Source organism: Klebsiella sp. K-Nf6, assembly GCF_002806655.1.
Classification (GTDB): domain Bacteria; phylum Pseudomonadota; class Gammaproteobacteria; order Enterobacterales; family Enterobacteriaceae; genus Klebsiella; species Klebsiella variicola.
In genome coordinates, this window is record NZ_PIBN01000017.1 from 23,032 (window position 1) to 49,126 (window position 26,095).

A 26,095-nucleotide genomic window follows, 5' to 3' on the forward strand; every position below is an offset into this window, starting at 1 on the left:
ACAAGAGGATGTTTAATGCCTGATTTTCTCTCATTTATCAATGAAATACTCTGGGGCTCAGTGATGATTTATCTGTTACTGGGCGCGGGTATCTGGTTTAGCTGGCAAACCCGGGGTATTCAGTTCCGCTACGTGCGCAAATTCGGCCGCAGTCTGAAAAAAAGCCTGCAACCGCAGCCGGGTGGTTTAACGTCCTTCCAGGCGCTCTGTACCAGTCTTGCCGCCCGGGTCGGCAGCGGCAACCTTGCCGGGGTGACGCTGGCGATCGCCGCCGGCGGGCCTGGAGCCGTATTCTGGATGTGGGTTTCCGCCCTGCTCGGCATGGCCAGCAGCTTCGCTGAGTGTTCCCTTGCCCAGCTATACAAAGAGCGCGACAGCCAGGGGCAGTTTCGCGGTGGCCCGGCGTGGTATATGGCGCGCGGCCTCGGCATGCGCTGGATGGGCGTTCTGTTTTCGATCCTCCTGCTGCTGGCCTATGGATTTATCTTCAACACCGTGCAGGCTAACTCGGTGGCCCATGCCCTGCACTATGCGTTCGATCTGCCGGCGGCAGTCAGCGGCGGCGTGCTGGCCATTTTCGTTTTCCTGGCCATTCTCCGTGGCCTGCGCGGCGTGGCGCGCCTGATGCAGTGGCTGGTGCCCGTCATGGCGCTGCTGTGGATCGCCACCAGCTTGCTCATCGGCCTGTGGCACATCACCGCCCTGCCGACCATTTTTGCCACCATCTTTCGCTGCGCCTTCGGCTGGCAGGAAGCTGCCGCCGGCGCGGTGGGCTACTCCATCAGCCAGGCGCTGACCAGCGGCTTCCAGCGCGGCATGTTCTCCAATGAAGCAGGGATGGGTTCTTCGCCTAACGCCGCCGCGGCCGCCGCCTCCTGGCCGCCGCATCCGGCAGCGCAGGGGATCGTACAGATGATTGGCGTGTTTATCGATACCATCGTGATCTGTACTGCCAGCGCGATTATCGTCATGCTGGCGCCGCGCCCCGACAATGAATATACGCTCAATGGTATTCAGGACTTGCAACACGCAATGAGCGTGCTGATCGGCGGCTGGGGAGCGGATTTTATCGCCCTCATCGTGCTGCTGTTCGCCTTTAGCTCTATCGTGGCCAACTACGTGTATGCAGAAAATAATCTGGTCTTTCTGCGTCTGGACAAGCCGCGCTATATCTGGGCGCTGCGTATACTCACCGTCCTGATGGTGCTGCTGGGAACCCTGGTTAGCCTGCCCGTCGTCTGGCAGAGTGCGGATATCATCATGGCGATGATGGCGATGACCAACCTGACAGCCATCCTGCTGCTCTCCCCGACGGTGCGGATTATCGCCAGCGATTATCTGCGCCAGCGGCGGCTGGGCATCCAGCCCACTTTCGATGCGGCCCGCTACCCGGATATTCACCAGCAGCTGGCCCCGGGCGCCTGGAATGAACTGCCGCGCGAATAGCGCGGCAATCGCAGCTATCGATCCCACCATGCACTTTTTTTGTTAAAATTCGTCGAAATTACCTGCAAGGACTGGATATGCTGATTCTGATTTCACCTGCTAAAACGCTCGATTATCAAAGCCCGCTGGCAACGACTCGCTATACCCAGCCCGAACTCCTCGAGTATTCTCAACAGCTTATCGGCATCGCCCGTCATCTGACCGCGCCACAAATCGGTAAGCTGATGAGTATAAGCGACAAGCTAGCGGATCTTAACGCCACCCGCTTCCACGACTGGCATCCTGACTTTACGCCGCAAAATGCCCGTCAGGCGATCCTCGCGTTCAAGGGCGATGTCTACACCGGCCTACAGGCAGAAACGCTCACCGAGGACGACTTTGACTTCGCCCAGCGACACCTGCGCATGCTCTCCGGCCTGTATGGCGTGCTGCGCCCGCTGGACCTGATGCAGCCCTACCGCCTGGAGATGGGGATCCGTCTGGAAAACCCGCGCGGCAAAGATCTGTACCAGTTCTGGGGCGATACCATTACCGAGAAGCTGAATCAGGCACTGCAGGCCCAGGGTGACGATATCGTCATCAACCTGGCTTCCGATGAGTATTTTAAATCGGTGAAAACGCAAAAACTGCAGGGCCAGCTGATCAAGCCGGTGTTCCTCGATGAGAAAAACGGTAAATTCAAAGTGATCAGCTTCTATGCAAAAAAAGCGCGCGGTCTGATGAGTCGCTACATTATCGAAAATCGCTTAACCCAGCCGGAGCAGCTCAAGGCATTTAGTAGCGAAGGCTATTTCTTTGATGCGGACGCGTCGGAGAAAGGTGAAATGGTGTTTAAACGCCACGAGCAGTAAGCCTGAATGCCCCCAGCCTCGGGCCGGGGGCAAGAATAATCAGTCGTCGTGGTGATGCCGCTCGTGCCCATGGCCATGATGACCTTGATCGTCATCGTCGTCACGATCGTGGTGGCGATAATCATCATGCGGACGCCAGCGATCATCGCGCCAGTCGTAATGTTGAGCCCACCAGTCACGATCGCGCCAATGATCGCCATCCCAGTAATGCCCATAATCATCGCGATCGCCGATTTGCAGTTTCACCGCCGGGATCAGGGTGATTTCGTCAGCATGAACCAACGCAGGAGCGACCAGCAGCATAGAAAGTGCCAGCAAAACAGGTTTCAGCGTTGTCATAAGTTACCTCTTCTCTCCGTCCCCATTATGGGTCGATAACAAAATATTAACGCTACAAAACTATTCTGTTTATTCTCTGCAATCTGAATCTAGAGTCCGCCGCATTTATTGCTCGTCTGTACACAATATCTCCATTTTCGAGCGAAAAAAAAACCGGGCACGAGGCCCGGTTTAGCAGAGAGCTGAACGACAATACTAGCCCATCATCAGCTTACGCAGCGCGGCGAAATCCGCCGGCAGATTGTGGGACAGCAGCGGCAGATCGGCGCGGTCGGCCAGCTCTTTCGGCAGCGGCAGGGTCTCCTGCAGGATCTCTTCCACGCTCTCTTTGAATTTCGCCGGATGCGCGGTGCCGAGGAACAGGCCGTACTCTCCCGGCTGCAGCTGATCGCGCAGCGCGCGCCAGGCAATCGCCGCGTGCGGCTCAGAGATGTAGCCGATGGCCTTCAGCTCACGCATCGCTGCTTTGGTGGTCTCATCATCGACCGCAGCATACCCCAGCTCGCTCAGTTGCCAGATTTTACGGCGGAACAGCTCTTCGACGCGTGGCCAGTTGTTCGGCTGGCTGACATCCATGGCGTTGGACAGCGTCGCCTGGGTGGCTTTTGGCGCCCACTCACCGCCCTGCAGATAACGGGGAACGGTGTCGTTCGCGTTGGTAGCGGCAATAAAGCGCTTAATCGGCAGCCCCAGCGACTTGGCCAGCAGACCGGCGGTTAGATCGCCGAAGTTACCGCTTGGTACGGAAATTACCAGTTGATTGCGGGCTTCCTGCGGCAGCTGCGCCGCCGCTTCGAAGTAGTAGCAGATCTGCGCCAGCAGGCGGCTGATATTGATGGAGTTAGCCGAGTTGAGCCCCAGCGCGACCTTCAGCTCTTCATCGTCAAACGCCTGCTTCACCAGCGCCTGGCAGGCATCGAAGTCGCCGTCAATCGCCACGGTTTCAATGTTGCCGCCGAGAGTACAGAACAGTTTCTCCTGCAGCGGACTGATCTTACCGCGCGGATAGAGGATCACGACCTTAACGTTCGGCAGACCGTAGAAGGCATGCGCCACCGCCGCCCCGGTGTCGCCAGAGGTTGCAGTCAGTATGGTGACCGGCTTATCACCGGCTATATGGGTCAGCATTTGCGCCATAAAGCGGCCGCCGAAATCCTTGAACGCCAGCGTGGGGCCATGGAACAGCTCCAGACAGCCGACATCATCCTGAACCTTGCTTACCGGTGCCGGAAACGCAAACGCCGCGCCGACCCGTTGCTGCAGAACATCTTGTGGGATCTCATCGCCGATAAAGGCCGATAAAATTTTGGCGCTGCGGGTGACAAAATCCTGCGCCAGCATGTCGTCGATTTCTGTCAGGCTGAATTCCGGCAGATCGTGCGGAAAGAACAGGCCCTGATGTTTGCCAAGTCCCTGGGTGACGGCCTGCGCAAAGCTGACCTGCTCGTTATGATCTTTTAAGTTATACAGTTTCATTGGTTATCCCACTACGCGTGCGCCCGCCGTGTCCAGCCGGCAAATATGAACAAAGCCTTCCTGATTCTGCAGATAGTGCGCGCCAAGCCAGTCGGCGACGCGCTGTGCGGTGTCCGGTTTATCACACAACGCAAACAGCGTCGGGCCAGAGCCGGAGATGCCGCAAGCCTGCGCACCGATCTCCATTGTCGCCTGGCGCGCTTCGCTAAAGCCCGGCAACAGTTTGGTACGGTACGGTTCGGCAATGACATCTTTCATCAATTTTGCCGCCAGCTGCGGCTGGCGGGTGTAGCAGGCATGAATAAAGCCCGCGAGGTGGCGACCATGGGCGATACAATCCTGGCGGCGGTATTGTGCCGGCAGAATCGCCCGCGCTTCGGCGGTGGATACTTTAATCCCCGGATAGGCCAACACCCACAGCCACTCATCAAACCCCGGCACCTGCTGGCTGATAATCCCGTTCTCTTCGATCATCAACTGCATGCCGCCAAGATAGCACGGCGCCACGTTATCGTAGTGAATGCTGCCGGAGATACGCCCTTCCATCTCCCCCATCAGCGCCAGCATCCGCGTCTCGTTGAGCGGCTTACCGCAGAACTCGTTCATGGCCACCAGCGCGGCGACCACCGAGCAGGCGCTGGAGCCGAGCCCGGAGCCGATCGGCATGTTTTTTTCCAGGGTCATCGTCACCGGTACCGTCTTACCGATCTCCCGGCAAAAGCTTTCCCAGCACTGATAAACAATGTTTTCCTGCGGCGCCGTCGGCAGCTTACTGGCGAAGCGTCCCAGATTGTGCAGACTGAATTGCTCCGCCGCTTCAACTGTGACGTTATCGCCCAGCAGCGTGCCATCCACCGGCGTGACCGCCGCGCCCAACACATCAAACCCGACGCTCATATTGGCACTGGAAGCCGGGGCATATACTTTGACCATCTTAAACTCCTAACTTCCAGGACAAGGTGCGCAGCAGGTCGGCAAATACGCCGGCCGCCGTGACGTCGTTCCCGGCACCATAGCCGCGCAGCACCAGCGGCAGTGGCTGATAATAGTGGCTGTAAAAGGCCAGCGCGTTCTCACCATTTTTGACTTTGAATAACGGATCGTTGCCGTCAACGGCGGCAATTTTCACGCGGCAGGTACCATCCTCTTCGATGTTACCGACGTAGCGCAAGACTTTACCTTCATCACGTGCCTTAGCAACCCGCGAGGCAAACCCATCGTCCAGCGAGGGCAGACGGGCCATAAAGGTGTCGACGTCGCCGCTGGCGTCGAAGTCCGCCGGCAGCGCCGACTCCACGATAATGTCCGACAGCTCCAGTTCACGCCCGGTCTCACGGGCCAGAATCAACAGCTTACGCGCGACATCCACCCCGGATAAATCGTCGCGCGGATCCGGCTCGGTATACCCCATCTCACGGGCCAGCGCCGTCGCGGCTGAGAAACTCACCCCCTCGTCCAGCTTGCCGAAGATAAAGGACAGAGAGCCGGAAAGGATCCCGGAGAAGTGGCGCAGCTCATCGCCGGCGTTGAGCAGGTTCTGCAGGTTCTCAATCACCGGCAGGCCAGCGCCAACGTTAGTGTCATAGAGGAACTTGCGGCGCGAGCTGCTGGCCGCATGGCGCAACTGGTGATAGTAATCCAGCGAAGAGGTATTGGCCTTTTTGTTCGGCGTCACCACATGGAAACCTTCGCGCAGGAAGTCGGCGTACTGATCGGCGACCGCCTGGCTGGAGGTACAGTCGACGATCACCGGATTGAGCAGGTGGTACTCTTTCACCAGACGGATCAGGCGGCCAAGATTAAACGGCTCTTTCGCCTCCGCCAGCGCTTCACTCCAGTTCTCCAGATTCAGGCCATGAACGCTGGTCAGCAGCGCCTGAGAATTGGCTACACCGCAAACGCGCAGATCGATATGTTTGTTCTTCAGCCACCCCTGCTGGCGCTTGATCTGCTCCAGCAGCGCGCCGCCGACGCCGCCGACGCCGATGACGAATACTTCAATCACCTGGTCGGTGTTGAACAGCATCTGATGGGTCACGCGCACGCCGGTGGTGGCGTCGTCATTGCTGACTACCACCGAAATAGAGCGCTCGGAAGAGCCCTGGGCAATCGCCACGATATTGATATTGGCGCGGGCCAGCGCTGCAAAAAATTTCGCCGAGATACCGCGCAAGGTACGCATCCCGTCGCCCACCACGGAGATGATGGCCAGACGCTCCATAATGGCCAGCGGCTCCAGCAGCCCCTCTTTCAGCTCGAGATAAAACTCATCTTCCATCGCCCGTTTGGCACGAGCGCAATCGCTCTGCGGCACGCAGAAACTGATGCTGTACTCCGAAGAGGATTGGGTGATCAATACCACCGAGATGCCAGCGCGGGACATGGTGGCGAAGACGCGGGCCGCCATACCGACCATCCCTTTCATCCCCGGACCGGAGACGTTGAACATCGCCATATTGTTGAGGTTAGAGATGCCTTTCACCGGCAGATCGTCTTCATCGCGACTGGCGCCAATGAGCGTTCCCGGCGCCTGCGGGTTGCCGGTATTTTTGATCAGGCATGGGATCTGAAACTGAGCGATAGGGGCAATGGTGCGCGGATGCAGCACTTTCGCGCCAAAGTAGGAGAGCTCCATCGCCTCCTGATAAGACATTGATTTCAGCAGACGCGCATCTGGCACCTGGCGCGGATCGCAGGTATACACCCCGTCGACATCGGTCCAGATTTCGCAACAGTCCGCGCGCAGGCAGGCGGCCAGTACCGCAGCCGAATAGTCGGAGCCGTTACGCCCCAGCACCACCAGTTCGCCCTTCTCATTGCCAGCGGTAAATCCGGCCATCAGGATCATATGGTCTGCTGGGATCTGGCTGGCGGCAATGCGGCGGGTGGATTCGGCGATATCGACCGTGGATTCCAGATAGTGGCCCACCGCGAGCAGTTTTTCGACCGGGTTAATCACACTGACTTTATGACCACGGGCTTCCAGCAGACCCGCCATGATGGCGATGGAGAGCTTTTCGCCACGGCAGATCAGCGCGGCGTTCACTCCGTCCGGGCACTGGCCCAGCAGGCTGATGCCGTGCAGGACATGCTTAATCTGAGCAAATTCCTGCTCAACGAAGGCTTTCAGCTGGGCAAGCGGGAAAGCGGGCTGGGCATCGGCAAGGCCCTGAAGAAGTTCGGCAAAAATGCGTTCAGCGTCGGTAATATTCGGGAGGGCATCCTGGCCACCGATCGTTTTTTCAATCATCGCCACCAGATGGTTGGTGATCTTCGCCGGGGCAGACAGTACGGTCGCTACCTGCCCCTGCCTGGCATTACTCTCCAGAATATCGGCAACCCGCAGAAAACGTTCCGCATTTGCCACTGATGTACCGCCGAACTTCAACACTCGCATGGTTCTTACCCCTTGATCTCTTGTCAAAAAAAAAGCCCGCACTGTTCAGGTGCGGGCTTTTTTCTGTGTTTCCTGTACGCGTCAGCCCGCACCGTTACCTGTGGTAATGGTGGTGGTGATAATGGTGGTAATCATGCCGATGCGATTCATGGATGTTGTGTACTCTGTATTTTTATCTGTCTGTGTGTCCTGCCTATATTGGTTAAAGTATCTGCCTTCTTAAGTCAATGAATTTCTCAATTAACCCTATTTCAGCCAGCTTGCGTATTGCGCCGTCACGGCAAGAAAAAACATCCAGATCGGCGGAACCCGACCCTCAAAAACAGCACAGATAACCATAATTAAAAAATATTACAGAGCTTTATTCTGGGAGGTTTTTTTCAATATCATGCAGCAATCGATGCAACATTGCCGTGTCACGCTGCTGCAGCAGCCCCATTCGTTGCGCCAGCCAGTCGACCAGTTTGGCATCCTCCTCCACGCCTAAACGCGAAAGTAATGCCTCGGTGCGGACGCGTAACGCCTGCAGCTGATGATGGTCTGCGGCGGCGGCGGTGGGCGCCGTTTGTTGCATAAGCGATGCTAATTGATAACAGTAGACCATCACCGACTGGCCGAGATTCAGCGACGGATAATCCGCCACCATCGGCACGCCGGTGAGCACATCGGCCAGGGCCAGCTCCTCGTTGCTCAACCCGGAGTCTTCACGGCCAAATACCAGCGCCGCATGCGTCATCCACTGCGCCTTCTCCTCCAGCAGAGGTAACAGCTGCTGCGGCGTGGCGTAATAGTGAAACCGCGCGCGACTACGGGCGGTGGTGGCGACGGTAAAATCGACGTCGTGCAGCGCTTCGGCAAGGGTTGGATAGGTGGTGATGCCATCGAGGATGTCGCCTGAGCCATGCGCCACCCAGCGTGCCGCCGGCGCCAGGTGGGCTTCACTGTCCACGATCCGTAGATCGCGAAATCCCATGGTTTTCATCGCTCTGGCGGCGGCGCCGACGTTTTCTGCCCGGGCTGGGGCCACTAAAATGATCGTTAAACGCATTGCAGTTTCTTTCTCTCTCTCAGGCGTTGGCGAAGCGCTGGCCGCACCATTTTACGCGGTGAAAATTTACAAATTTGCAACAAAAATCACTAAAATTGCGTTTGCTTACCCATAAAAAAATCTAAACTGTTCTCAGGAGGCCATGACAAGAAGTATGTTAACAGAACCCATTTATCCATATGATGGGCAATGAAATTTCATCTGAGGCATCGTTCCACGCATTGGATTCACTGTATTTATTAATTTATCCACGCAACTAGTTGAGCTGTGTAAGGATTGTGACTATAAAGAGCATGACGATGCAATGATTTCACAAGACTGTTAACGTGCTACAATTGAACTTGATATATGTCAACGAAGCGTAGTTTTATTGGGTGTTCGGCCTCTCTTAGCCTGTTATGTTGCTGTTAAAATGGTTAGGATGACAGCCGTTTTTGACACCGTCGGGTCCAGAGGGAAAGTACCCACGACCAAGCTAATGATGTTGTTGACGTTGATGGAAAGTGCATCAAGAACGCAATTACGTACTTTAGTCATGTTACGCCGCGCATGTTAATTTGCGACATGCAGCAGGCAGGTCAGGGACTTTGGTACTTCCTGTTTCGATTTAGTTGGCAATTTAGGTAGCAAACATGCAGACCCCGCACATTCTTATCGTTGAAGACGAGTTGGTAACACGCAACACGTTAAAAAGTATTTTCGAAGCAGAAGGTTACGATGTATTCGAAGCGACCGATGGCGCGGAAATGCATCAGATCCTGTCTGAAAATGATATCAACCTGGTGATCATGGATATCAACCTGCCGGGTAAAAATGGTCTTCTGCTGGCGCGCGAGTTGCGTGAGCAGGCTGACGTCGCGCTGATGTTTTTAACCGGCCGCGACAACGAAGTGGATAAGATCCTTGGCCTCGAAATCGGCGCTGACGACTATATCACTAAACCGTTTAACCCGCGTGAACTGACTATCCGCGCGCGCAACCTGCTCTCCCGTACCATGAATCTCGGTACCGTGAGCGAAGAGCGCCGCAGCGTGGAGAGCTACAAGTTCAATGGTTGGGAACTCGATATCAACAGCCGCTCACTGGTGAGCCCGAACGGCGAGCAGTACAAGCTGCCGCGCAGTGAATTCCGCGCGATGCTGCACTTCTGCGAAAACCCGGGCAAAATTCAGTCTCGCGCCGAGCTGCTGAAGAAAATGACCGGTCGTGAGCTGAAGCCGCATGACCGTACCGTTGATGTGACCATTCGTCGGATTCGTAAACACTTCGAGTCTACTCCGGATACCCCGGAAATCATCGCCACTATTCACGGTGAAGGCTACCGTTTCTGTGGCGATCTGCAGGAATAATGCGTTTTATTCCGCAGCCATGATGTGAAAACGGCGCCCCAAGGGCGCCGTTTTTTATGCCGTCACTCTTTCCAGAGGCGCAGCTTGTCATCATCGGCAGTCGGCGGCGGAGGCGCACTGCCTTTCGGTAACGATAACGCATACCAGTCCACCCGGCGGGTCAAAAACATCAGGACGCTCAGCGCCAGCGCCAGTACCCCGGTACCCAGCAGCAGCGCGCTGTCCTCGGAATGCAGCAGCAACCACATCACCCCATCCAGCAGTAGCAGCGCGGCGACAAACAGCAGGCTGTTACGCCATCCCCTGAGCACTGCCTGTAAATAGACCCCGTTCATCACCGCGCCGGACAGGCTGGCCGCCAGCCAGGCGGCGGTAAACCCAACGTGCTCCGAGAGCGCCAGCAGCACCAGGTAAAACAGCACCAGCGACAGGCCCACCAGCAGATACTGCATTGGATGCAGGGGACGATGAGTCAGGCTCTCGAACACGAAAAAGGCCATAAAGGTCAGCCCGATTAACAGGATGGCGTATTTTGTTGCCCGGTCGGTTAGCTGGTACTGGTCGGCAAGCGTCATCACATCGGCACTGAACGCTGGCAGCCGCGACCACGGGATCTCCATATCATCCTTAAAATAGCTCCCCATATCGTTAGCGAACCAGCTGCTTTGCCAGTGGGCGCGATAGCCGGCAGCACTCACTTCCCGTTGCGTTGGCAGGAAGCTGCCGAGAAAGCCGGGATGCGGCCAGTTACTGGTCAACTGCAGCTCGCTGTTACGCCCGATCGGCACCAGTGAAAATTCTCCCGTCCCGTTCAGATCGAGAGAAAAGGCTATCTCAAGCGGCTTGTTGTCCTCCGCCAGCGCAGGCATCGGCATATGAATACCTGCGCCATCGCCACTTATCCCCAGCCCCGGCTCCACGCTTAATACGTTACCATTGACCTCCGGGGCATGGATGGCGCCAATGCCGCGGGCATCGCCGACGCTCACCACCAGCCGCGGCTTGCCCAGGACAATATTCGATTTTCTCAACGCCGCCAGACGCAGTGGATCAAATGAGGCCTTAATCTGCAGGGCGTTATGCCAGACCTGGCCGCTGTAGATGCCTACTCTCCGCGACTCCACGGTCTGTTTGCCGTTGACCGCCAGCGACTCCGGTAGCCAGTAGTACTCCCAGCGCCGCTGATATTCGACCTCTTTTTGGTTCTCCATGCGGGTCAGGGTCTCGGTCACCGGAATGGCGATCAGCGGCCCGGCGAGTTTTTGCGAGCCACTGGTGCTCTGCTCAATGGCGTCCACCACCTCGCTGCGATAATCCGCCCGCTCATTAATAAGCTCCCTGACCATCATTAGCGGCAAAGATAACAGCACAACACAACCGATTAACGTGGTGATTTTCCAGAATAACGGTGATTTCAACATAGCCTTTCTCCCTATCGTGATGGCCTCCTCACTGTAGGGCGGCTATGTGGGGGGAATTTGAAGCTATGTGAAGGGACGGTGAAGTCGCAGCGTGGCGACCGCACCGCCTTCGGGGCGATTGTGTAGACGAATATCGCCCTGATGCAGGCGCGCCACTTCACGAACGAACGCCAGCCCAAGGCCGCTGCTCTTATGACCATCTTCGCGCGGCAGCGAGTAGAAGCGTTCAAAAATACGCGCCTGCGCATAGTCCGGAATACCGCACCCGGTATCGGTAACGCTCAATTGCACCTCTTCATTTCGCTTCTCCACGGCCAGGACGATCTCACCGCCCTGGGGGGTAAAATCAATCGCGTTGTCGAGCAGATTGCCCAGCGCCTGGGCCAGCAGTTCGCCATCACCATTGACCGTTATCCCGCCCTTCTGCCAGCGCAGAGTGATGGCTTTCGTCGCCAGGGCGATGTCGCGCTCCTCCGTAAGGCGTTGGAATAGCACGTCAACCGATACCGGCTGCCGCCTTATCTCCAGCTGGTTTTCCAGTCGTGCCTGCTGGAGCAATCGCTCTACCAGCAGCTGCATCCGGGTGTTCTGCGCAAGGATATTGGCGGTAAACCGCGCCGCTACCTCAGGCGGAGGCCCTTCACGCAGGATCTCCGCCGCACCGCGGATGGCCGCCAGCGGGCTCTTCAGCTCGTGAGTCAGGTCATAGACATAGTTTTCGATGGCATTTTTGCCCTCGAGCTTCACCCGCATGCTCTCCAGGGCCTGCGCCAGCTTGCGCAGTTCGCTGCTACCCACCTCAGGCAGCGGCAGCGGACGCTCCGCGGTCACCGAATCCGCATAGCGCACCAGCTTGCCGATAGAAAAATTGATCCACCAGACGACGCCGCAGCCAATCAACAGCGCAATGCCCAGCAGGGCGCCACCGGCCCAGAGGATCCGCCGCTCGCTGCGCTTAATGACCGGCGTCATCGCCAGGTTGGGTTTACCGACGCTCAGCACGCCGATAATCCGCCCCTCATCCATCACTGGCGCGGCGATATACATGACTGAGCTGGTTTCATCATGCGGATCGCTGCGTGTACTGCGCGCGCCGTACTGGCCGCGCAAGGTGAGCCAGACGTCGTTCCAGCGCGAATAGTCCTGCCCTGTCGCCTGCCCGCTGGAGTCAAACACCACTTTGCCCCTGGCATCAGTCAGATAGACACGGTACTCATTACGCACCTTTTTAATTCCGCCAATATGAGCGTTGAGAGGCTGCTGGTTGAGCTGTTGAAAGGCCTGGGCCAGCCTGCCCTGCTGCGGGTTTGCCGCCAGCAGGTCTTCACGCGCCAGCGCCGCCAGCAGGGTGGCGGTATCGTTGAGTGTCCCCTCCGTCGCCCGGCGCACGCCCGGCTTCACTTCCTGGACAAAGATCGACAGCACAAACCACGCGGCGATAGCGACGATAAGAAAATAGCCCAGCAGCAGGCGCATGCCAATGCGCATCAGCCACGCCCCAGGCTGTAGCCCATGCCGCGATGGGTATTGATCGGCGTAACCTCAGGATTCACTGCCCGCAGCTTGGCGCGCAGGGTTTTGATATGGGTATCGACGGTACGGTCGAGGCTTTCCCAGGCATCGCTCCACACCAACTCCATCAGTTGCTGACGGGAGAAGACGCGACCGGGCGCATGCAGCAGGGTTTTCAACAGCAGGAATTCGTAGCGCGTCAGGTTCAGCGGCTGGCCGAACCAGCTTATCGACGCCGCCTGCTCATCGAGCACAAACTCGCCGACGCGTACCACCGGTGAAGGCGCGGCAAATTTCTGCAGTCGCCGCAGCACGGTTCGCACCCGCGCGCAGACTTCGCGCGGCGAAAACGGCTTGGCGATATAATCGTCTGCGCCGATTTCCAGCCCAAGCAGCTTATCGACCTCGTCGCTCCGCGCCGTCAGAAACAACACCGGCAGCGCCGGATAACGCGTCAGCAGGCGCCGACAGAGCTCAAAGCCGCTGATATCCGGCAAGCCGACGTCGAGGATGGCGACATCGGGGGCCTGATGCGCCGCCGCCTCCAGCGCGGGCAATCCGCGGCCAAAGACGGTGACCTGGAAGCCCTCCTGCTGCAGCATATAAACCAGGGTATCAGCGATACTCTGTTCATCCTCAACTAACCAAATCCGTGGCTGCTGCATGCGCGCTCCCGTTTATTTATTCCATGGCATGATCGGCACGGCGCTGATGGCGTTCTTCGGCGAGCCATCAACCACTTTATCCGAGTAGGTCAGATAGACCAGCGCATTGCGCTTGGCATCATAGAAGCGAACGACCTGCAGTTTTTTAAACACCAGCGAGGTGCGCTTCTGGAACACCACGTCGCCCTGGCTTTTGCCGTTTTTGATTTTGTCCGTCAGCTCAATCGGCCCAACCTGCTGGCAGGAGATGGCCGCGTCGGAGGTATCTTCCGCCAGCCCCAACCCGCCCTTGATCCCGCCGGTTTTCGCCCGGCTGATATAGCAGGTCACGTTCTGCACATCCGGATCGTCAAAGGCTTCGACGACAATTTTGTGATCCGGCCCTAACCATTTGAAGACCGTATCCACGGAACCAATCTGCTCCGCCTGAACCATCTGGCAGCCGGCCAGCAGCAGCAGGCCCATCGCAAACTTCTTGTATTTCATATTGTTACCATTATTAAAAAATATAGCTGAGTGATTATCACGCACTTAGCAGAAAAGGTTTATAGATCACAGCTTTACAAAATTATCGTTCAGCTCCACTGACCTTCCGCATTTAAAAGCAAAAAAAACACTGAATGCTAAAACATCAAAAAATGCTATTATCCGCTACTTTAATATCAGGCACCTGTGTTTAAGGATGGGGACATTTTATGGATCAAGCAGGGATTATTCGCGATCTCCTTAGCTGGCTGGAAGGTCACCTGGATCAGCCGCTTTCTCTGGACAATGTGGCGGCGAAGGCAGGTTATTCCAAGTGGCATTTACAGCGAATGTTTAAGGATGTCACCGGCCATGCCATCGGTGCCTATATTCGCGCGCGCCGGTTATCGAAATCTGCTGTCGCATTACGTCTTACCGCCCGTCCAATCCTTGATATTGCGCTTCAGTACCGTTTCGACTCACAGCAGACCTTCACCCGGGCATTTAAAAAGCAGTTCTCGCTGACGCCGGCGCTCTACCGCCGCTCACCGGACTGGAGCTCGTTCGGTATGCGTCCGCCGCTGCGTCTTGGCGAATTCACGCTGCCAAAACATGAATTTGTCGCCCTGCCTACCACTCAGTTGCTCGGCGTCACCCAGAGCTATACCTGTAAGCTCGAGGAAATCTCCGATTTCCGCAATCAGATGCGCGTCCAGTTCTGGCGGGACTTCCTCGGTAATTCGCCGTCGATCCCTCCGGTGCTCTACGGGCTGCATGAGCCGCGTCCGAGCCTGGAGAAAGACGATGAGCAGGAAGTGTTCTATACCACCGCGCTGACGCCGGAGATGGCTAATGGCCATCTGCAGAACGCCCACCCGGTCACCCTGGAGGGCGGCGAGTATGTCATGTTTACGTATGAAGGGCTGGGCACCGGCCTGCAGGAATTCATCCTGACGGTCTACGGCACCTGCATGCCGATGCTAAACCTGACCCGTCGCAAGGGGCTGGATATTGAACGCTTCTACCCTGAGGATGAAAACCGGGATCAGGCTACGCCGATTCAGTTACGCTGCGAGTATCTGATCCCGATTCGTCGTTAACGCTGCAGCTCGTCCATCGCGGGGGCGTCAAGATGCGAGACGTCGCCCGCCGTTTCCACCACCCAGCCGGAAGCCAGCCACGGGCTTTGCTGATAGTCAACGCGCGAGATAGAGCAGTTGCGCAGTCGCAGACGACGCTCAGCGTATGCCGGCAGCCCTAAAATCGTGCTCACCAGGCAGCCCAGCGCCATACCATGACTCACCAGCAGCGGTCGGCTACCGGCCGGTAACTCCAGACAGGATGCCAGCGCCGCATGCATTCGCTCGCTGAGCTCCTGCATCGATTCGCCCTGCGGAATACGACCATCCGGCGTGCCGTTGACCAGCTGGCGACGCCAGCCCTCTTCCTCTTCGCTGAGCGAGTCGATATGGCGCTTCTCCAGCACCCCCATATCCAGCTCGCGCAGACGCGCATCGGCGATCACGCTGCAACCACAGGCTTCGGCGATAATCTCTGCTGTACGGCGGGTTCGCCCCAGATCGCTGGTAATGATATGGGTGATCCCCAGCGTTCTGGCGCGCTCGCCAACCTGCCAGGCCTGGCGCTCACCGTGTGCGGTCAGCGGGCTATCGGACTGACCCTGAATACGTCGCTCGGCGTTCCACTGCGTTTCACCGTGGCGAACAAGGTATACCTGTAACATGCTTTTATTCCGTTCTGAACTCGTCATCAACCAGCTTAGGGCATTACCGCCTGCCCTGAGGGTGATTTAGAGTATACTGCGATGACGTTAGTTTATTCTGAGTTGTTTTGATTATGCACCATGTTGTCTCAGCGACCACTAATCCCGCCAAAATTCAGGCAATTCTGCAGGCTTTTAACGAGATTTTCGGCGAAGGATCCTGCCATATTGAGTCCGTCTCCGTCGAGAGCGGCGTGCCGGAACAGCCCTTCGGCAGCGAGGAAACGCGCGCTGGCGCACGAAATCGTGTCGCCAATGCGCGCCTCGCCCAGCCCGATGCCGATTTCTGGGTGGCCATTGAGGCCGGTATCGACGATGGCAGCACCTTTAGCTGGGTGGTCATTGAAAGCGCTGATCGGCGCGGAGAAGCGCGCTCAGCCACGCTGCCGTTACCTGAGGTTATTCTTGAGCAGGTTCGCGCTGGTGAAGCCCTGGGACCGGTCATGTCGCAGTATACCGGCATCGACCAGATCGGTCGTAAAGAGGGAGCGATTGGGGTTTTCACCGGTGGAAAATTAACCCGCAGCAGCGTTTACCATCAGGCGGTCGTGCTGGCGTTGAGCCCGTTCCATAACGCTATTTATCGCTAGCCAGCAGCGTCTGTTCCAGCCACTGACGCAGTTCGGCCGGCGCTGATTTCAGGCTGTTCGACCCGCGGGTAATGGTCGCAATCCCGGCGCCGAGCTCATTTTTCAGCTCGCGCTGGCTCATCTCACCACGCAGCAGCTCTTCAATAATGCGCACCCGGGTGCCCAGCGCTTCGCGCTCGTCGGGTGTCAGCATCAGCTGCAGCAATGGCAGATGCAGCTCCTCAGCATAGGCCTGCTGCAGCAGCGCCACGAAGCGCAGCCACTCCTGATGACGTTGTTCGGCAACGGCCGCGGAATAAGGAGATTGTTGGGTCATATCGCGCCACCATATTGAGACGGGCAGCTTACGCTGCCCGTCGAATGTACTCTTCAACGAGTACAAAGCATAACATACTTCCCGGCGATCAGTAACGCTGCCGCCACTCCGCATCGCTGAACAGCTTATCCTGCTGGCCCATAAAGTAGCGATAGTAGGCGTCATAGGAGAGGACATTCTTCACGTAGCCGCGGGTTTCCGAGAACGGAATACTCTCGATAAACGCCACCGCATCGATCCGTCCGGCGCTGTTCCCCTGCCAGGTACGAACCCGGCCCGGCCCGGCGTTATAGGCCGCCGAGGCATAGATACGGTTATTGCCGAACTGCTGGTAGACATACTGCAGATAGCTGGTGCCGATATTGATATTGGTTTCCGGATCCAGCAGCTGCGACGGGCCGCTGTAGCCGGGAATGCTGAACATGCTGACGGTATGCGTCGCGGTGCCCGGCATAATCTGCATCAGTCCACTGGCGCCAACCGGCGAGCGCACTTTCGGGTTCCAGGCACTCTCCTGGCGGGCAATCGCCATCGCATAGCTCTGCGGGATATCTTTGCCACTGATGTAACGCGCGAACAGATCGTTATACGCCAGCGGGAAGCGCTCCTCCAGCTGATCCCACAGTTTGCCGGCTATCGTCGCCTGCACGCTCAGATCCCACCAGTGCTGATCAAAAGCGTAGCGCGCCAGCTGCGCCTGCTGGGATTTGGTACGGCTGGTGACCAGATTCGCCCATTCGGTGCGCGCGGTGTTATCCATATTCCAGTACATCAGTTCGCGTACCCGAGCCATCTCCGGACCGGAAGCCAGCGCTGGATCGATCGTTCCCGAGGCTTTATCGATGCGGAAGGTATACTCCTCGCCAAGTCGCTGCGCAGCGACCATCGGGTAGAATCCTCGCTGTTGCATCAACGAGCGAAGGATCGCCTGCGCCTCCTCGTCCCTGCCGCGCTCCAGCAGCAGATCCGCTTGCCAGTAGCGCCATTCGTCTTTCTCTTTCGCCTCCATTGGCAGGCGCGCCAGCCAGGTGTTCAGGCCATGGCGATCGCCCGTTCCCAGCGCCATCCGCACGCGCCGCTCCACCAGCGGCGTGGACTGTGAGCGCATGATCGCGTCATCGCGCCAGATAGCCTGCTCTTCGGTCACATCGGTACCCATCAGGCGCCAGGCGACAATATCACGTAACTCCTGAGTCTGATCCTCATTGAGCTGCTGAGCCTGCACCAGCGAAGGGATCATCAGGCGGGCATTTTCCACATCCTGACGGGCGACGCTGGCGAAGGCGACGGCGGCCATCTGGCGGGTAAAGTCGGTCTCTCCGGTGGTGCGGGCGAAGGTCAGGACGCTGTTTGGATCGTTAGCCAGCGCGACGACGGCGGAAGCGATGCTCTGATAGTTGGCGGGCATCTGCTGAGCCAGCGATCTGACCAGCCCGATATTGCCGGCCTTCATCGCCAGGCGGATCCGTTCGAGATAGGCCAGCGGATCCTGCTGTCCGGAGTCGCGCCAGGCGCTGAACAGCGGCTCACAGGCGCCAGGCTGGTTCTTGCCCGTCAGCCACAGCTCTTTCGCCCCGCTCCAGGCTTCCTGCGACTGCCCTACGCTCAGCTTGGCGTAGTAATAGTTGCACTGCGCCTCGGTGCTGGTCGGCTTATCGGGACTAAACGCCAGTAGGCCGCGCCAGTCGCTGCGCCGGGCCAGTTCATTCACAAAGCGCGAACGTAATGAACGCGCCGGGGGCAGCGTCGGATTGGCGTCAATAAAGTTTTTCACTACCAGCGCCGGCTGGTTCATCAGATCGTCGGTGATCTGCCGGTACTGCAAATAGGGATACAGGGGATAAGTGCTTAACGTGGGCATCAGCTGATCGACCACATCCATCTGCCGGCTATCCCACGCCTGCTTAATTTGTGCGTAGCGACTGCGTTGTTCATCCAGTGAATCCGCATGCGCCAGCTGACTCAACGTCAACAGACCAACGCTGGCAGCCAAAAGATGCCACGCTATTTTTTTGGCTTTTACCACAAGCTCTTCCTCTTTCCGGTGCATTTTCGCAGCATCGTGCCGCTTAAAAGCCCCTGCCGGTTCGGCAGGCAGCTTTACTTATGCTAATCAGACAACGCTAAACGCGCCATGTCCTGGACATTTTTTTACGCTTCTGTGAATCCTGTCGCCTCGCTGGGATTAGCGCGCGAAAAAGGCTACACTTCGGCTTTGAACTATCTATCAAAATAGAAAGAGGCGAAGTCCAACGTGGCTCAATTCGTTTATACCATGCATCGTGTCGGCAAAGTGGTCCCGCCGAAACGTCATATTTTGAAAAATATCTCCCTCAGCTTCTTCCCTGGCGCGAAAATCGGTGTGCTCGGTCTGAACGGCGCCGGTAAGTCTACCCTGCTGCGCATCATGGCCGGTATCGACACCGAGATCGAAGGTGAAGCGCGTCCGCAGCCTGGCCTCAAAATCGGCTACCTGCCGCAGGAGCCGCAGCTCAACCCGGAGCACACTGTGCGCGAGTCCGTTGAAGAAGCGGTCGCCGAAGTGGTTAACGCGCTGAAGGGTCTGGACGAAGTCTATGCCAAATACGCCGAGCCGGATGCGGATTTCGATAAGCTTGCCGCTCAGCAAGGCAAGTTCGAAGAGATTATCCAGGCGCACGACGGTCACAACCTGAACGTGCAGCTTGAGCGCGCGGCCGATGCCCTGCGCCTGCCGGACTGGGATGCGAAAATCGCTAATCTTTCCGGTGGTGAACGCCGCCGCGTCGCGCTGTGCCGCCTGCTGCTGGAAAAACCAGACATGCTGCTGCTCGACGAGCCGACTAACCACCTGGATGCCGAGTCCGTCGCCTGGCTGGAACGCTTCCTGCACGACTTTGAAGGTACCGTCGTAGCGATTACCCACGACCGTTACTTCCTCGACAACGTCGCCGGCTGGATCCTCGAGCTTGACCGCGGCGAAGGTATTCCGTGGGAAGGTAACTACTCCTCCTGGCTGGAGCAGAAAGATCAGCGCCTGGCACAGGAAGCGTCTCAGGAAGCGGCGCGTCGCAAATCTATCGAGAAAGAACTCGAGTGGGTTCGCCAGGGCGCCAAAGGCCGTCAGTCCAAGGGCAAAGCCCGTCTGGCACGCTTTGAAGAGCTTAACAACGTCGAATACCAGAAACGTAACGAAACCAACGAACTGTTCATTCCGCCAGGCGCGCGTCTGGGCGATAAAGTTCTGGAAGTCAGCAACCTGCGTAAATCCTACGGCGACCGTCTGCTGATCGACGATCTGAGCTTCTCGGTACCGAAAGGCGCTATCGTCGGTATCATCGGTCCGAACGGCGCGGGTAAATCCACCCTGTTCCGTATGATGTCCGGCCAGGAGCAGCCAGATTCCGGCACCATCACCCTGGGTGAAACCGTTAAGCTGGCCTCCGTCGATCAGTTCCGCGACGCGATGGACAACAGCAAGACCGTGTGGGAAGAAGTGTCCGGCGGCCTGGATATCATGAAGATCGGCAACACCGAGATGCCGAGCCGCGCCTACGTGGGCCGCTTTAACTTCAAAGGCGTCGACCAGGGTAAACGCGTTGGCGAACTGTCCGGCGGTGAACGCGGTCGTCTGCACCTGGCGAAGCTGCTGCAGGTGGGCGGTAACGTCCTGCTGCTCGATGAACCCACCAACGACCTGGATATCGAAACCCTGCGCGCGCTGGAAAACGCCCTGCTGGAGTTCCCGGGCTGCGCGATGGTTATCTCGCACGACCGCTGGTTCCTTGACCGTATCGCCACCCACATTCTGGATTACCAGGATGAAGGTAAAGTTGAGTTCTTCGAAGGTAACTTTACTGAATACGAAGAGTACAAGAAACGCACCCTCGGCGCCGACGCGCTGGAGCCGAAGCGAATCAAGTACAAGCGTATCGCGAAATAAAACGCAAAAAGGCAACTTCGGTTGCCTTTTTTAATGTTTGCTCCCTCTCCCACCGGGAGAGGGTTGGGGTGAGGGCTACAGCCCGCAGAGGACCTACCCCTGCTCCCCCATCAGCTGCTTCACCAGCTCGACGCAGCGCAGGAAGCGCGCATCGTAGTCTGACTCCTTAACATGGACAAACTCGATCTCGTTCTCTTTCAGCAGCGACACCAGCAGCGACTGAAACTCCTTGCGATCCACTGAGCTCCCAAGACTGCGCAGTCCATCGGCCACCCACGGGGTATTGTTCTCCAGCAGGATCACCAGGTCGAAACGGTATTCATCAATCAGCGCCTGCACGAACGGGTGCTCACGCCCTTCGTACTTCAGGCAGAAGGCCTGAGTGCTGACGAAATCGGTATCGATAAATGCCACTTTGTTGGCATATTTCACTGCGAAATCAATATACTGCGCATGCCCGAGGGCAATTTTATCGTAATCCGAATACTGGAGCGCCATCTCATCGCCGCCGAGATGCGAAAAGACATAATCCCTGCCATACTCCCAGGCGCTGGTGGTATTGAAGATATTGGCGAGCTTATTGACCAGCGTCGATTTACCGCTCGACTCGCCGCCGAGGATCGCCACCGTCCGCACAAAGAACGGTTTCACTTCCGTCGGAATATATTCCCAGTAGCGGAACGGGTTCTCACGGATCTGCCCGCCGCTAATATTCATAAAGGTCCGCTTAGGATCGATAAGCACCGTCTCGATCCCCAGATGCTCAAGGTACTGCGGCGCATCGGCCTCTTCCGAGGTATAGATCCGGTTCGGCTCGATCCCTTTTTCGCTCATAAAAGCGCGGATCCCATGACTCCAGACGTCCCAGCCGTGCGGATAGGGCTCCATTCCCTCTTCATTGAAGGCGTGGATGCGAATATTCTTCTGATATTTAAAGGTCTGCAGCAGCCAGCGCAGGCGGTCAGGCACCGTCGGCTGTTGCGACATGGCGCTCTCTTCAAACAGCTCGCGGTCGCGGGTGTCATCATAGCCCATGATGATATGCAGCTCATCGACCTGACTACAGGCGCGCTGTATCAGGTAAATATGCCCGGTATGCAGCGGGTAAAACTTACCAAACACCACACCGACGCTTTTCTGTCGGCGGGGAAACTCCAGCCCGAGAAAACGATGCAGTGCTTCAAGCTTCTGCGCGCTCGGGCTTTTGATTTTGGCGTTCAACAGCTGGCTGAGATACCCTTTGGTCATTCCGCTGGCTTCCGCCACCTGCTGCAGCGTACAGCCTTTCTGCTTAATGGCGCTTTTTAAATAGTCAAATGACGACATCGCTAATCTCCTTTTAACTTATTATAAGTCGTCAAAAACGCTTAGCGCGTCTGAAAGCTTTTTCACACCAAAGATTTGCATGCCTTCCGGCACTTTTTTCGGCACATTGGCCGCCGGGACGATGGCGCGGCGGAAACCATGCTTCGCCGCTTCGGAGATACGCTCCTGACCGCTCGGCACCGGGCGGATCTCGCCGGCTAGCCCGACTTCGCCAAAGACGACCAGATCCTGCGGCAGCGGGCGGTCACGCAGGCTGGAAACCATCGCCAGCAGCAGCGCCAGGTCGGCGCTGGTTTCTGTGACTTTGACCCCGCCAACCACGTTGACGAAGACGTCCTGATCGGCCATCTGCAGGCCGCCGTGGCGGTGCAGCACCGCCAGCAGGATCGCCAGACGGTTCTGTTCCAGCCCCACCGCCACGCGGCGCGGGTTGGACATCATCGAGTGATCCACCAGCGCCTGGATCTCCACCAGCAGCGGACGAGTCCCTTCCCAGACCACCATCACCGAACTGCCGGAGGTGATTTCATCTCCCCGGCTGAGGAAGATAGCGGATGGGTTGCTGACTTCGCGCAGGCCCTGCTCGGTCATGGCGAAAACGCCGAGTTCATTGACCGCGCCAAAACGGTTTTTGTGGCTGCGCAGGGTGCGGAAACGAGAATCGGCATCGCCGTCCAGCAGTACCGAGCAGTCGATACAGTGTTCCAGCACCTTCGGACCGGCCAGCGAGCCGTCTTTGGTAACGTGGCCGACCATCACAATCGCCACGCCGCGAGTTTTGGCAAAGCGCGTCAAATAGGCCGCGGTTTCACGTACCTGGGCGACACTGCCCGGCGACGACTGCACGTCAGCCATATGCATCACCTGAATGGAGTCGATCACCATCAGTTGCGGCTTTTCTTCATCGGCAATCTGACAGATCTGCTCAATGCTGGTTTCCGAGAGCATGTTCAGGTTCGCCGTTGGCAATCCGAGACGATGCGCGCGCATCGCCACCTGCTGCAGGGACTCCTCCCCGGTGACGTACAGGGTTTTCATCCCCTCCGCCAGTTTGCAGAGGGTTTGCAGCAGCAGCGTCGATTTCCCAGCTCCTGGGTTGCCGCCAATCAGGATAGCGCTTCCCGGCACTACGCCGCCGCCCAGCACGCGGTCAAATTCTTTAAAGCCGGTGGAGAAACGCGGCAGCGCTTCCAGGCTGATGTCCGACAGCTTCTGTACCTTCGACACGCCGGCGTTACCGGCATAGCCTGACAGACGCTCGTTTCTCGCCACCTGCGGCGACGCGGCGATGCGCATCTCGGTGATGGTATTCCAGGCATGGCAGGCGCTGCACTGCCCCTGCCAGCGCGGATAATCCGCACCACATTCATTACAGACAAATGCGCGTTTTGGAGCTTTCGCCACGTTTACCTCTTACTTTTGGTTCATGCTGCCCGAGAGAATACAGAATACCCCCATCAGGTCAGCGTGGCGGATAGTCACTTCCGCCTGTTCATTCACTTTAGGCTTCGCGTGATAGGCGATGCCGAGGCCTGCCGCCTTAATCATCGGCAGGTCGTTGGCGCCATCACCGATAGCCACAGTTTGCGCCGTTGGGATCTCATACTTTTCCGCCAGCTTGCGCAACGTATTGGCTTTATATTTCGCATCGACGATATCGCCGAGCACGTTGCCGGTGAGCTTGCCGTCGCGGATCTCCAGTTCATTGGCGAACACCGCGTCGAGATGTAGCTTGTCGCGCAGGTACTCCGCAAAGAAGGTGAAGCCGCCGGAGGCGATCGCCACTTTCCAGCCCAACGTTTCCAGCTTGAGCACCAGCTGTGCCAGGCCCGGCATCAGCGGCAGCGCGTCGCGAACCTGCAGCAAAATACTGGCATCCGCATCTTTCAGCGTCGCTACGCGCTGGCGCAGGCTGGCGGTGAAGTCCAGCTCCCCGCGCATCGCCCGCTCGGTCACTTCCGAGACCAGCTCGCCGGTGCCGGCCAGTTTCGCAATCTCATCAATGCATTCGATCTGGATCGCCGTGGAGTCCATGTCCATCACCAGTAGCCCTGGGGTGCGCAGATGGGGGATTTTACCCAATGGCGCGACGTCCAGCCCCGCCTCATGCGCCAGTCGCGTCGCACGGGGAGTCAGCGAACCGGCCAGGCGGATCACCTGGTAATCCTCGACCACCCAGGAAGCAACGATCACTAACGCGGCGCCCAGCTCGCGCTGCCAGTCCGTCAGACGGCGCTTATTCAGCCCACGCCCGTACAGCAGCCAGCCGCTGCGCCCGGCGTGATAATCCAGCGGCATGACCTCATCGCCGCTCAGGGAAAGCGGCAACCCTGGCCACAGGGAAACGTCTTCAGGCAGGTCGCACCAGGTCAAACTGTTAGGCATTACGGCTCCACATCTCTTCATTCAGGCGAGGAAAATAACGCATGAGGCTACCTTGTAACCAGCGCTTCTGGCAACATTAAGCTGCAAATTTTCAAAGGTGGAATATGGTTCGCGCAAAACTGAAATTCCGGCTGCATCGTGCGGTCATTGTCCTTATCTGTCTCGCCCTGCTCGTCGCATTGATGCAGGGCGCTTCGTGGTTCAGTCAGAACAGTCAGAAACAACGCAATCCGCAGCTGGAAGAGCTGGCCCGCACGCTGGCGCAGCAGGTGGTACTGAATCTCGTACCGCTGATGCGCAGCGAAACACCGGACGAGAAGCGCATTAATCAACTGTTGACGCAACTGACCCATAACAGCCGCGTACTGGACGCCGGCGTGTATGACGAACAGGGCGACCTGGTGGCACGCTCTGGCGAAAGCGTCGAGGTTCGCGACCGGCTGGCGCTGGATGGCAAAAAAGCCGGCGGCTACTTCAACCAGCAGATTGTCGAGCCGGTTCCGGGAAAAAACGGTCCGCTGGGCTACCTGCGTCTGACCCTCGATACCCATACCCTGGCAACCGAGGCGAAGCAGGTGGATAATACCACCAATATATTACGCCTGATGCTGTTGCTGTCATTGGCTATCGGCGTGGTGCTGACCCGCACGCTGCTACAGGGCAAACGCACCCGCTGGCAGCAATCGCCCTTCCTGCTCACCGCCAACAAGCCGGTTGAGGATGAAGACGATGAAAAGAAAGGAAATCTATAATGTCCACATTGCGCCTCCTGCTCTCTGACTCTTACGACCCGTGGTTCAACCTGGCGGTCGAGGAGTGTATTTTCCGCCAGATGCCCGCCACCCAGCGGGTGCTGTTCCTGTGGCGCAATGCCGATACCGTGGTCATCGGCCGCGCCCAGAACCCGTGGAAGGAGTGTAATACCCGACGCATGGAAGAGGACCACGTGCGGCTGGCCCGTCGCAGCAGCGGCGGCGGCGCGGTGTTCCATGACCTCGGCAATACCTGCTTTACCTTTATGGCAGGCAAACCGGAGTACGACAAAACCGTCTCCACCGCTATCGTGCTGGCGGCGCTGAATTCGCTCGGCGTAACCGCCGAAGCCTCCGGGCGCAACGATCTGGTTGTCAAAACTGACAACGGCGACCGCAAAGTCTCGGGCTCCGCCTATCGCGAAACCATGGACCGCGGTTTTCATCACGGTACCCTGCTGCTGAATGCCGATTTAAGTCGCCTCGCTAACTACCTTAACCCGGACCAGAAAAAGTTACAGGCTAAAGGCATTACCTCGGTGCGCGGTCGCGTGGCGAACCTGGTTGATCTGCTGCCGGGCATTACCCATCAGCAAGTTTGCGAGGCGATTCAGGAGGCGTTCTTCAGCCATTACGGCGAACGGGTGGACGCCGAAGTGATCTCCCCGGACAACACGCCGGACCTGCCGAATTTTGCCGAGACCTTCGCCCGCCAGAGCAGCTGGGAGTGGAACTTCGGTCAGGCACCCGCTTTCTCCCACCTGTTGGACGAGCGCTTTCGCTGGGGCGGCGTTGAGCTGCATTTTGATGTCGAGAAAGGCCATATCACCCGCGCGCAAGCCTTTACCGATAGCCTGAACCCGGCGCCGCTGGAGGCCCTGGCGGCACGCTTAGTTGGCTGTCAGTATCGGGCGGAAGTCTTGCAGCAGCAGTGTGAGGCGCTGGTCGGCGATTTCCCGGAGCAGGAAGCGGAACTCAAAGAACTGTCGGCGTGGATGGCCGGCGCGGTGCGCTAATAAAAAGCCCGCTGCGCTTAGCGGGCCTGGAAAACC

At 57.7% G+C, this 26,095-nt stretch carries 25 protein-coding genes and 1 other annotated feature; of the genes, 8 read left to right on the forward strand and 17 right to left on the reverse strand.

Annotated elements, in window-relative coordinates; translation table 11 throughout:
• The first annotated feature begins 15 nt into the window (after positions 1–15).
• Positions 16–1,446: an alanine/glycine:cation symporter family protein gene (locus CWM61_RS22710; protein WP_100631975.1), complete on the forward strand. Its 1,431-nt coding sequence runs from the start codon at positions 16–18 to the stop codon at positions 1,444–1,446.
• A 77-nt stretch (positions 1,447–1,523) separates the two neighbouring features.
• The gene (gene yaaA, locus CWM61_RS22715) at positions 1,524–2,297 is read left to right on the forward strand and encodes a peroxide stress protein YaaA (RefSeq protein WP_074387106.1); all 774 of its coding nucleotides are present in this window, start codon (positions 1,524–1,526) and stop codon (positions 2,295–2,297) included.
• 39 nt (positions 2,298–2,336) lie between these two features.
• Here the strand turns inward: yaaA and CWM61_RS22720 are convergent, their stop codons facing one another.
• From CWM61_RS22720 to yjjY, 7 genes are all read right to left on the reverse strand, one after another.
• Positions 2,337–2,636, reverse strand: coding sequence for a DUF2502 domain-containing protein (locus CWM61_RS22720; RefSeq protein WP_074387107.1), 300 nt, complete (start codon positions 2,634–2,636; stop codon positions 2,337–2,339).
• A gap of 195 nt (positions 2,637–2,831) precedes the next feature.
• Positions 2,832–4,112 carry a threonine synthase gene (thrC, locus tag CWM61_RS22725; protein ID WP_074387108.1) on the reverse strand — a complete coding sequence of 427 codons (1,281 nt, stop codon included), beginning with the start codon at positions 4,110–4,112 and terminating at the stop codon, positions 2,832–2,834.
• 3 nt (positions 4,113–4,115) lie between these two features.
• Positions 4,116–5,045 (reverse strand): homoserine kinase, encoded by a 930-nt coding sequence (thrB, locus tag CWM61_RS22730; RefSeq protein WP_008807508.1) that lies wholly within the window; start codon positions 5,043–5,045, stop codon positions 4,116–4,118.
• A 1-nt stretch (position 5,046) separates the two neighbouring features.
• Positions 5,047–7,509 carry a bifunctional aspartate kinase/homoserine dehydrogenase I gene (gene thrA, locus CWM61_RS22735; RefSeq protein ID WP_061155832.1) on the reverse strand — a complete coding sequence of 821 codons (2,463 nt, stop codon included), beginning with the start codon at positions 7,507–7,509 and terminating at the stop codon, positions 5,047–5,049.
• A 25-nt stretch (positions 7,510–7,534) separates the two neighbouring features.
• Positions 7,535–7,652: a sequence feature (Thr leader region), on the reverse strand.
• Positions 7,591–7,659 (reverse strand): thr operon leader peptide, encoded by a 69-nt coding sequence (thrL, locus tag CWM61_RS22740; protein WP_004222578.1) that lies wholly within the window; start codon positions 7,657–7,659, stop codon positions 7,591–7,593. It overlaps the preceding feature by 62 nt.
• Positions 7,660–7,870: 211 nt before the next feature.
• Positions 7,871–8,557: a tRNA/rRNA methyltransferase gene (locus tag CWM61_RS22745; protein ID WP_061155833.1), complete on the reverse strand. Its 687-nt coding sequence runs from the start codon at positions 8,555–8,557 to the stop codon at positions 7,871–7,873.
• Between the two features lie 396 nt (positions 8,558–8,953).
• Positions 8,954–9,094 carry a protein YjjY gene (gene yjjY, locus CWM61_RS22755; protein WP_001541509.1) on the reverse strand — a complete coding sequence of 47 codons (141 nt, stop codon included), beginning with the start codon at positions 9,092–9,094 and terminating at the stop codon, positions 8,954–8,956.
• A 95-nt stretch (positions 9,095–9,189) separates the two neighbouring features.
• On the opposite strand from yjjY, the gene arcA reads away from it, so the two are divergent.
• The gene (gene arcA, locus CWM61_RS22760) at positions 9,190–9,906 is read left to right on the forward strand and encodes a two-component system response regulator ArcA (protein WP_002887843.1); all 717 of its coding nucleotides are present in this window, start codon (positions 9,190–9,192) and stop codon (positions 9,904–9,906) included.
• Positions 9,907–9,968: 62 nt separating this feature from the next.
• Here the strand turns inward: arcA and creD are convergent, their stop codons facing one another.
• The 4 genes from creD to creA form a co-directional block, all read right to left on the reverse strand.
• Positions 9,969–11,327 carry a cell envelope integrity protein CreD gene (creD, locus tag CWM61_RS22765; protein WP_165785297.1) on the reverse strand — a complete coding sequence of 453 codons (1,359 nt, stop codon included), beginning with the start codon at positions 11,325–11,327 and terminating at the stop codon, positions 9,969–9,971.
• A gap of 63 nt (positions 11,328–11,390) precedes the next feature.
• Complete coding sequence (gene creC / locus CWM61_RS22770) at positions 11,391–12,815, reverse strand: two-component system sensor histidine kinase CreC (protein WP_074387111.1); 1,425 nt, start codon at positions 12,813–12,815, stop codon at positions 11,391–11,393.
• On the reverse strand, positions 12,815–13,504 hold the full coding sequence (gene creB, locus CWM61_RS22775; RefSeq protein WP_012542916.1) for a two-component system response regulator CreB: 690 nt from the start codon (positions 13,502–13,504) through the stop codon (positions 12,815–12,817). Before creB ends, creC begins: the two co-directional genes overlap by 1 nt.
• Positions 13,505–13,516: 12 nt before the next feature.
• Positions 13,517–13,990 (reverse strand): protein CreA, encoded by a 474-nt coding sequence (creA, locus tag CWM61_RS22780; RefSeq protein ID WP_100631976.1) that lies wholly within the window; start codon positions 13,988–13,990, stop codon positions 13,517–13,519.
• A gap of 209 nt (positions 13,991–14,199) precedes the next feature.
• Between creA and robA the strand changes: the two genes are divergently transcribed.
• A complete protein-coding gene (gene robA / locus CWM61_RS22785) occupies positions 14,200–15,069 on the forward strand; it encodes an MDR efflux pump AcrAB transcriptional activator RobA (protein WP_008807515.1) in 870 nt (289 codons plus the stop codon).
• Here robA and gpmB read toward each other — a convergent pair.
• Positions 15,066–15,713 (reverse strand): 2,3-diphosphoglycerate-dependent phosphoglycerate mutase GpmB, encoded by a 648-nt coding sequence (gpmB, locus tag CWM61_RS22790; protein WP_074387112.1) that lies wholly within the window; start codon positions 15,711–15,713, stop codon positions 15,066–15,068. The genes robA and gpmB overlap by 4 nt on opposite strands.
• A 113-nt stretch (positions 15,714–15,826) precedes the next feature.
• On the opposite strand from gpmB, the gene yjjX reads away from it, so the two are divergent.
• On the forward strand, positions 15,827–16,342 hold the full coding sequence (yjjX, locus tag CWM61_RS22795; RefSeq protein ID WP_100631977.1) for an inosine/xanthosine triphosphatase: 516 nt from the start codon (positions 15,827–15,829) through the stop codon (positions 16,340–16,342).
• Here the strand turns inward: yjjX and trpR are convergent.
• Together trpR and sltY are read right to left on the reverse strand one after the other, a co-directional pair.
• Complete coding sequence (trpR, locus tag CWM61_RS22800) at positions 16,329–16,658, reverse strand: trp operon repressor (RefSeq protein WP_074387113.1); 330 nt, start codon at positions 16,656–16,658, stop codon at positions 16,329–16,331. The genes yjjX and trpR overlap by 14 nt on opposite strands.
• 88 nt (positions 16,659–16,746) lie before the next feature.
• A complete protein-coding gene (gene sltY, locus CWM61_RS22805; protein WP_100632002.1) occupies positions 16,747–18,684 on the reverse strand; it encodes a murein transglycosylase in 1,938 nt (645 codons plus the stop codon).
• Between the two features lie 228 nt (positions 18,685–18,912).
• Here sltY and ettA point away from each other — a divergent pair, with 228 nt between their 5' ends.
• Entirely contained in the window at positions 18,913–20,580 is a 1,668-nt protein-coding gene (ettA, locus tag CWM61_RS22815) for an energy-dependent translational throttle protein EttA (protein WP_061155838.1), read from the forward strand.
• A 93-nt stretch (positions 20,581–20,673) separates the two neighbouring features.
• On the opposite strand, the gene nadR is transcribed toward ettA, so the two are convergent.
• Genes nadR through serB form a run of 3 tightly spaced genes read right to left on the reverse strand, consistent with a single transcriptional unit; the run spans position 20,674 to position 24,291 of the window.
• Positions 20,674–21,906, reverse strand: a complete 1,233-nt coding sequence (nadR, locus tag CWM61_RS22820) for a multifunctional transcriptional regulator/nicotinamide-nucleotide adenylyltransferase/ribosylnicotinamide kinase NadR (RefSeq protein WP_002887802.1) — start codon at positions 21,904–21,906, stop codon at positions 20,674–20,676.
• A 21-nt stretch (positions 21,907–21,927) separates the two neighbouring features.
• Positions 21,928–23,310, reverse strand: coding sequence for a DNA repair protein RadA (radA, locus tag CWM61_RS22825; RefSeq protein WP_002887800.1), 1,383 nt, complete (start codon positions 23,308–23,310; stop codon positions 21,928–21,930).
• 9 nt (positions 23,311–23,319) lie between these two features.
• Entirely contained in the window at positions 23,320–24,291 is a 972-nt protein-coding gene (serB, locus tag CWM61_RS22830; protein WP_016160266.1) for a phosphoserine phosphatase, read from the reverse strand.
• Between the two features lie 104 nt (positions 24,292–24,395).
• Here serB and CWM61_RS22840 point away from each other — a divergent pair, with 104 nt between their 5' ends.
• A complete protein-coding gene (locus CWM61_RS22840; RefSeq protein ID WP_012542920.1) occupies positions 24,396–25,043 on the forward strand; it encodes a YtjB family periplasmic protein in 648 nt (215 codons plus the stop codon).
• The gene (gene lplA, locus CWM61_RS22845; protein ID WP_100631978.1) at positions 25,043–26,059 is read left to right on the forward strand and encodes a lipoate--protein ligase LplA; all 1,017 of its coding nucleotides are present in this window, start codon (positions 25,043–25,045) and stop codon (positions 26,057–26,059) included. Before CWM61_RS22840 ends, lplA begins: the two co-directional genes overlap by 1 nt.
• Positions 26,060–26,095: the final 36 nt, after the last annotated feature.

Coding starts and splice junctions, on each gene's coding strand:
- yaaA (WP_074387106.1), top strand. CDS start 1,524: ATGCTGATTCTGATTTCACCTGCTAAAACGCTCGATTATCAAAGCCCG.
- creD (WP_165785297.1), bottom strand. CDS start 11,327: ATGTTGAAATCACCGTTATTCTGGAAAATCACCACGTTAATCGGTTGT.
- yjjY (WP_001541509.1), bottom strand. CDS start 9,094: ATGACTAAAGTACGTAATTGCGTTCTTGATGCACTTTCCATCAACGTC.
- thrC (WP_074387108.1), bottom strand. CDS start 4,112: ATGAAACTGTATAACTTAAAAGATCATAACGAGCAGGTCAGCTTTGCG.
- CWM61_RS22840 (WP_012542920.1), top strand. CDS start 24,396: ATGGTTCGCGCAAAACTGAAATTCCGGCTGCATCGTGCGGTCATTGTC.
- serB (WP_016160266.1), bottom strand. CDS start 24,291: ATGCCTAACAGTTTGACCTGGTGCGACCTGCCTGAAGACGTTTCCCTG.
- trpR (WP_074387113.1), bottom strand. CDS start 16,658: ATGACCCAACAATCTCCTTATTCCGCGGCCGTTGCCGAACAACGTCAT.
- nadR (WP_002887802.1), bottom strand. CDS start 21,906: ATGTCGTCATTTGACTATTTAAAAAGCGCCATTAAGCAGAAAGGCTGT.
- robA (WP_008807515.1), top strand. CDS start 14,200: ATGGATCAAGCAGGGATTATTCGCGATCTCCTTAGCTGGCTGGAAGGT.
- CWM61_RS22720 (WP_074387107.1), bottom strand. CDS start 2,636: ATGACAACGCTGAAACCTGTTTTGCTGGCACTTTCTATGCTGCTGGTC.
- creC (WP_074387111.1), bottom strand. CDS start 12,815: ATGCGCATTGGCATGCGCCTGCTGCTGGGCTATTTTCTTATCGTCGCT.
- CWM61_RS22710 (WP_100631975.1), top strand. CDS start 16: ATGCCTGATTTTCTCTCATTTATCAATGAAATACTCTGGGGCTCAGTG.
- yjjX (WP_100631977.1), top strand. CDS start 15,827: ATGCACCATGTTGTCTCAGCGACCACTAATCCCGCCAAAATTCAGGCA.
- gpmB (WP_074387112.1), bottom strand. CDS start 15,713: ATGTTACAGGTATACCTTGTTCGCCACGGTGAAACGCAGTGGAACGCC.
- thrA (WP_061155832.1), bottom strand. CDS start 7,509: ATGCGAGTGTTGAAGTTCGGCGGTACATCAGTGGCAAATGCGGAACGT.
- arcA (WP_002887843.1), top strand. CDS start 9,190: ATGCAGACCCCGCACATTCTTATCGTTGAAGACGAGTTGGTAACACGC.
- CWM61_RS22745 (WP_061155833.1), bottom strand. CDS start 8,557: ATGCGTTTAACGATCATTTTAGTGGCCCCAGCCCGGGCAGAAAACGTC.
- creB (WP_012542916.1), bottom strand. CDS start 13,504: ATGCAGCAGCCACGGATTTGGTTAGTTGAGGATGAACAGAGTATCGCT.
- lplA (WP_100631978.1), top strand. CDS start 25,043: ATGTCCACATTGCGCCTCCTGCTCTCTGACTCTTACGACCCGTGGTTC.
- creA (WP_100631976.1), bottom strand. CDS start 13,990: ATGAAATACAAGAAGTTTGCGATGGGCCTGCTGCTGCTGGCCGGCTGC.
- thrB (WP_008807508.1), bottom strand. CDS start 5,045: ATGGTCAAAGTATATGCCCCGGCTTCCAGTGCCAATATGAGCGTCGGG.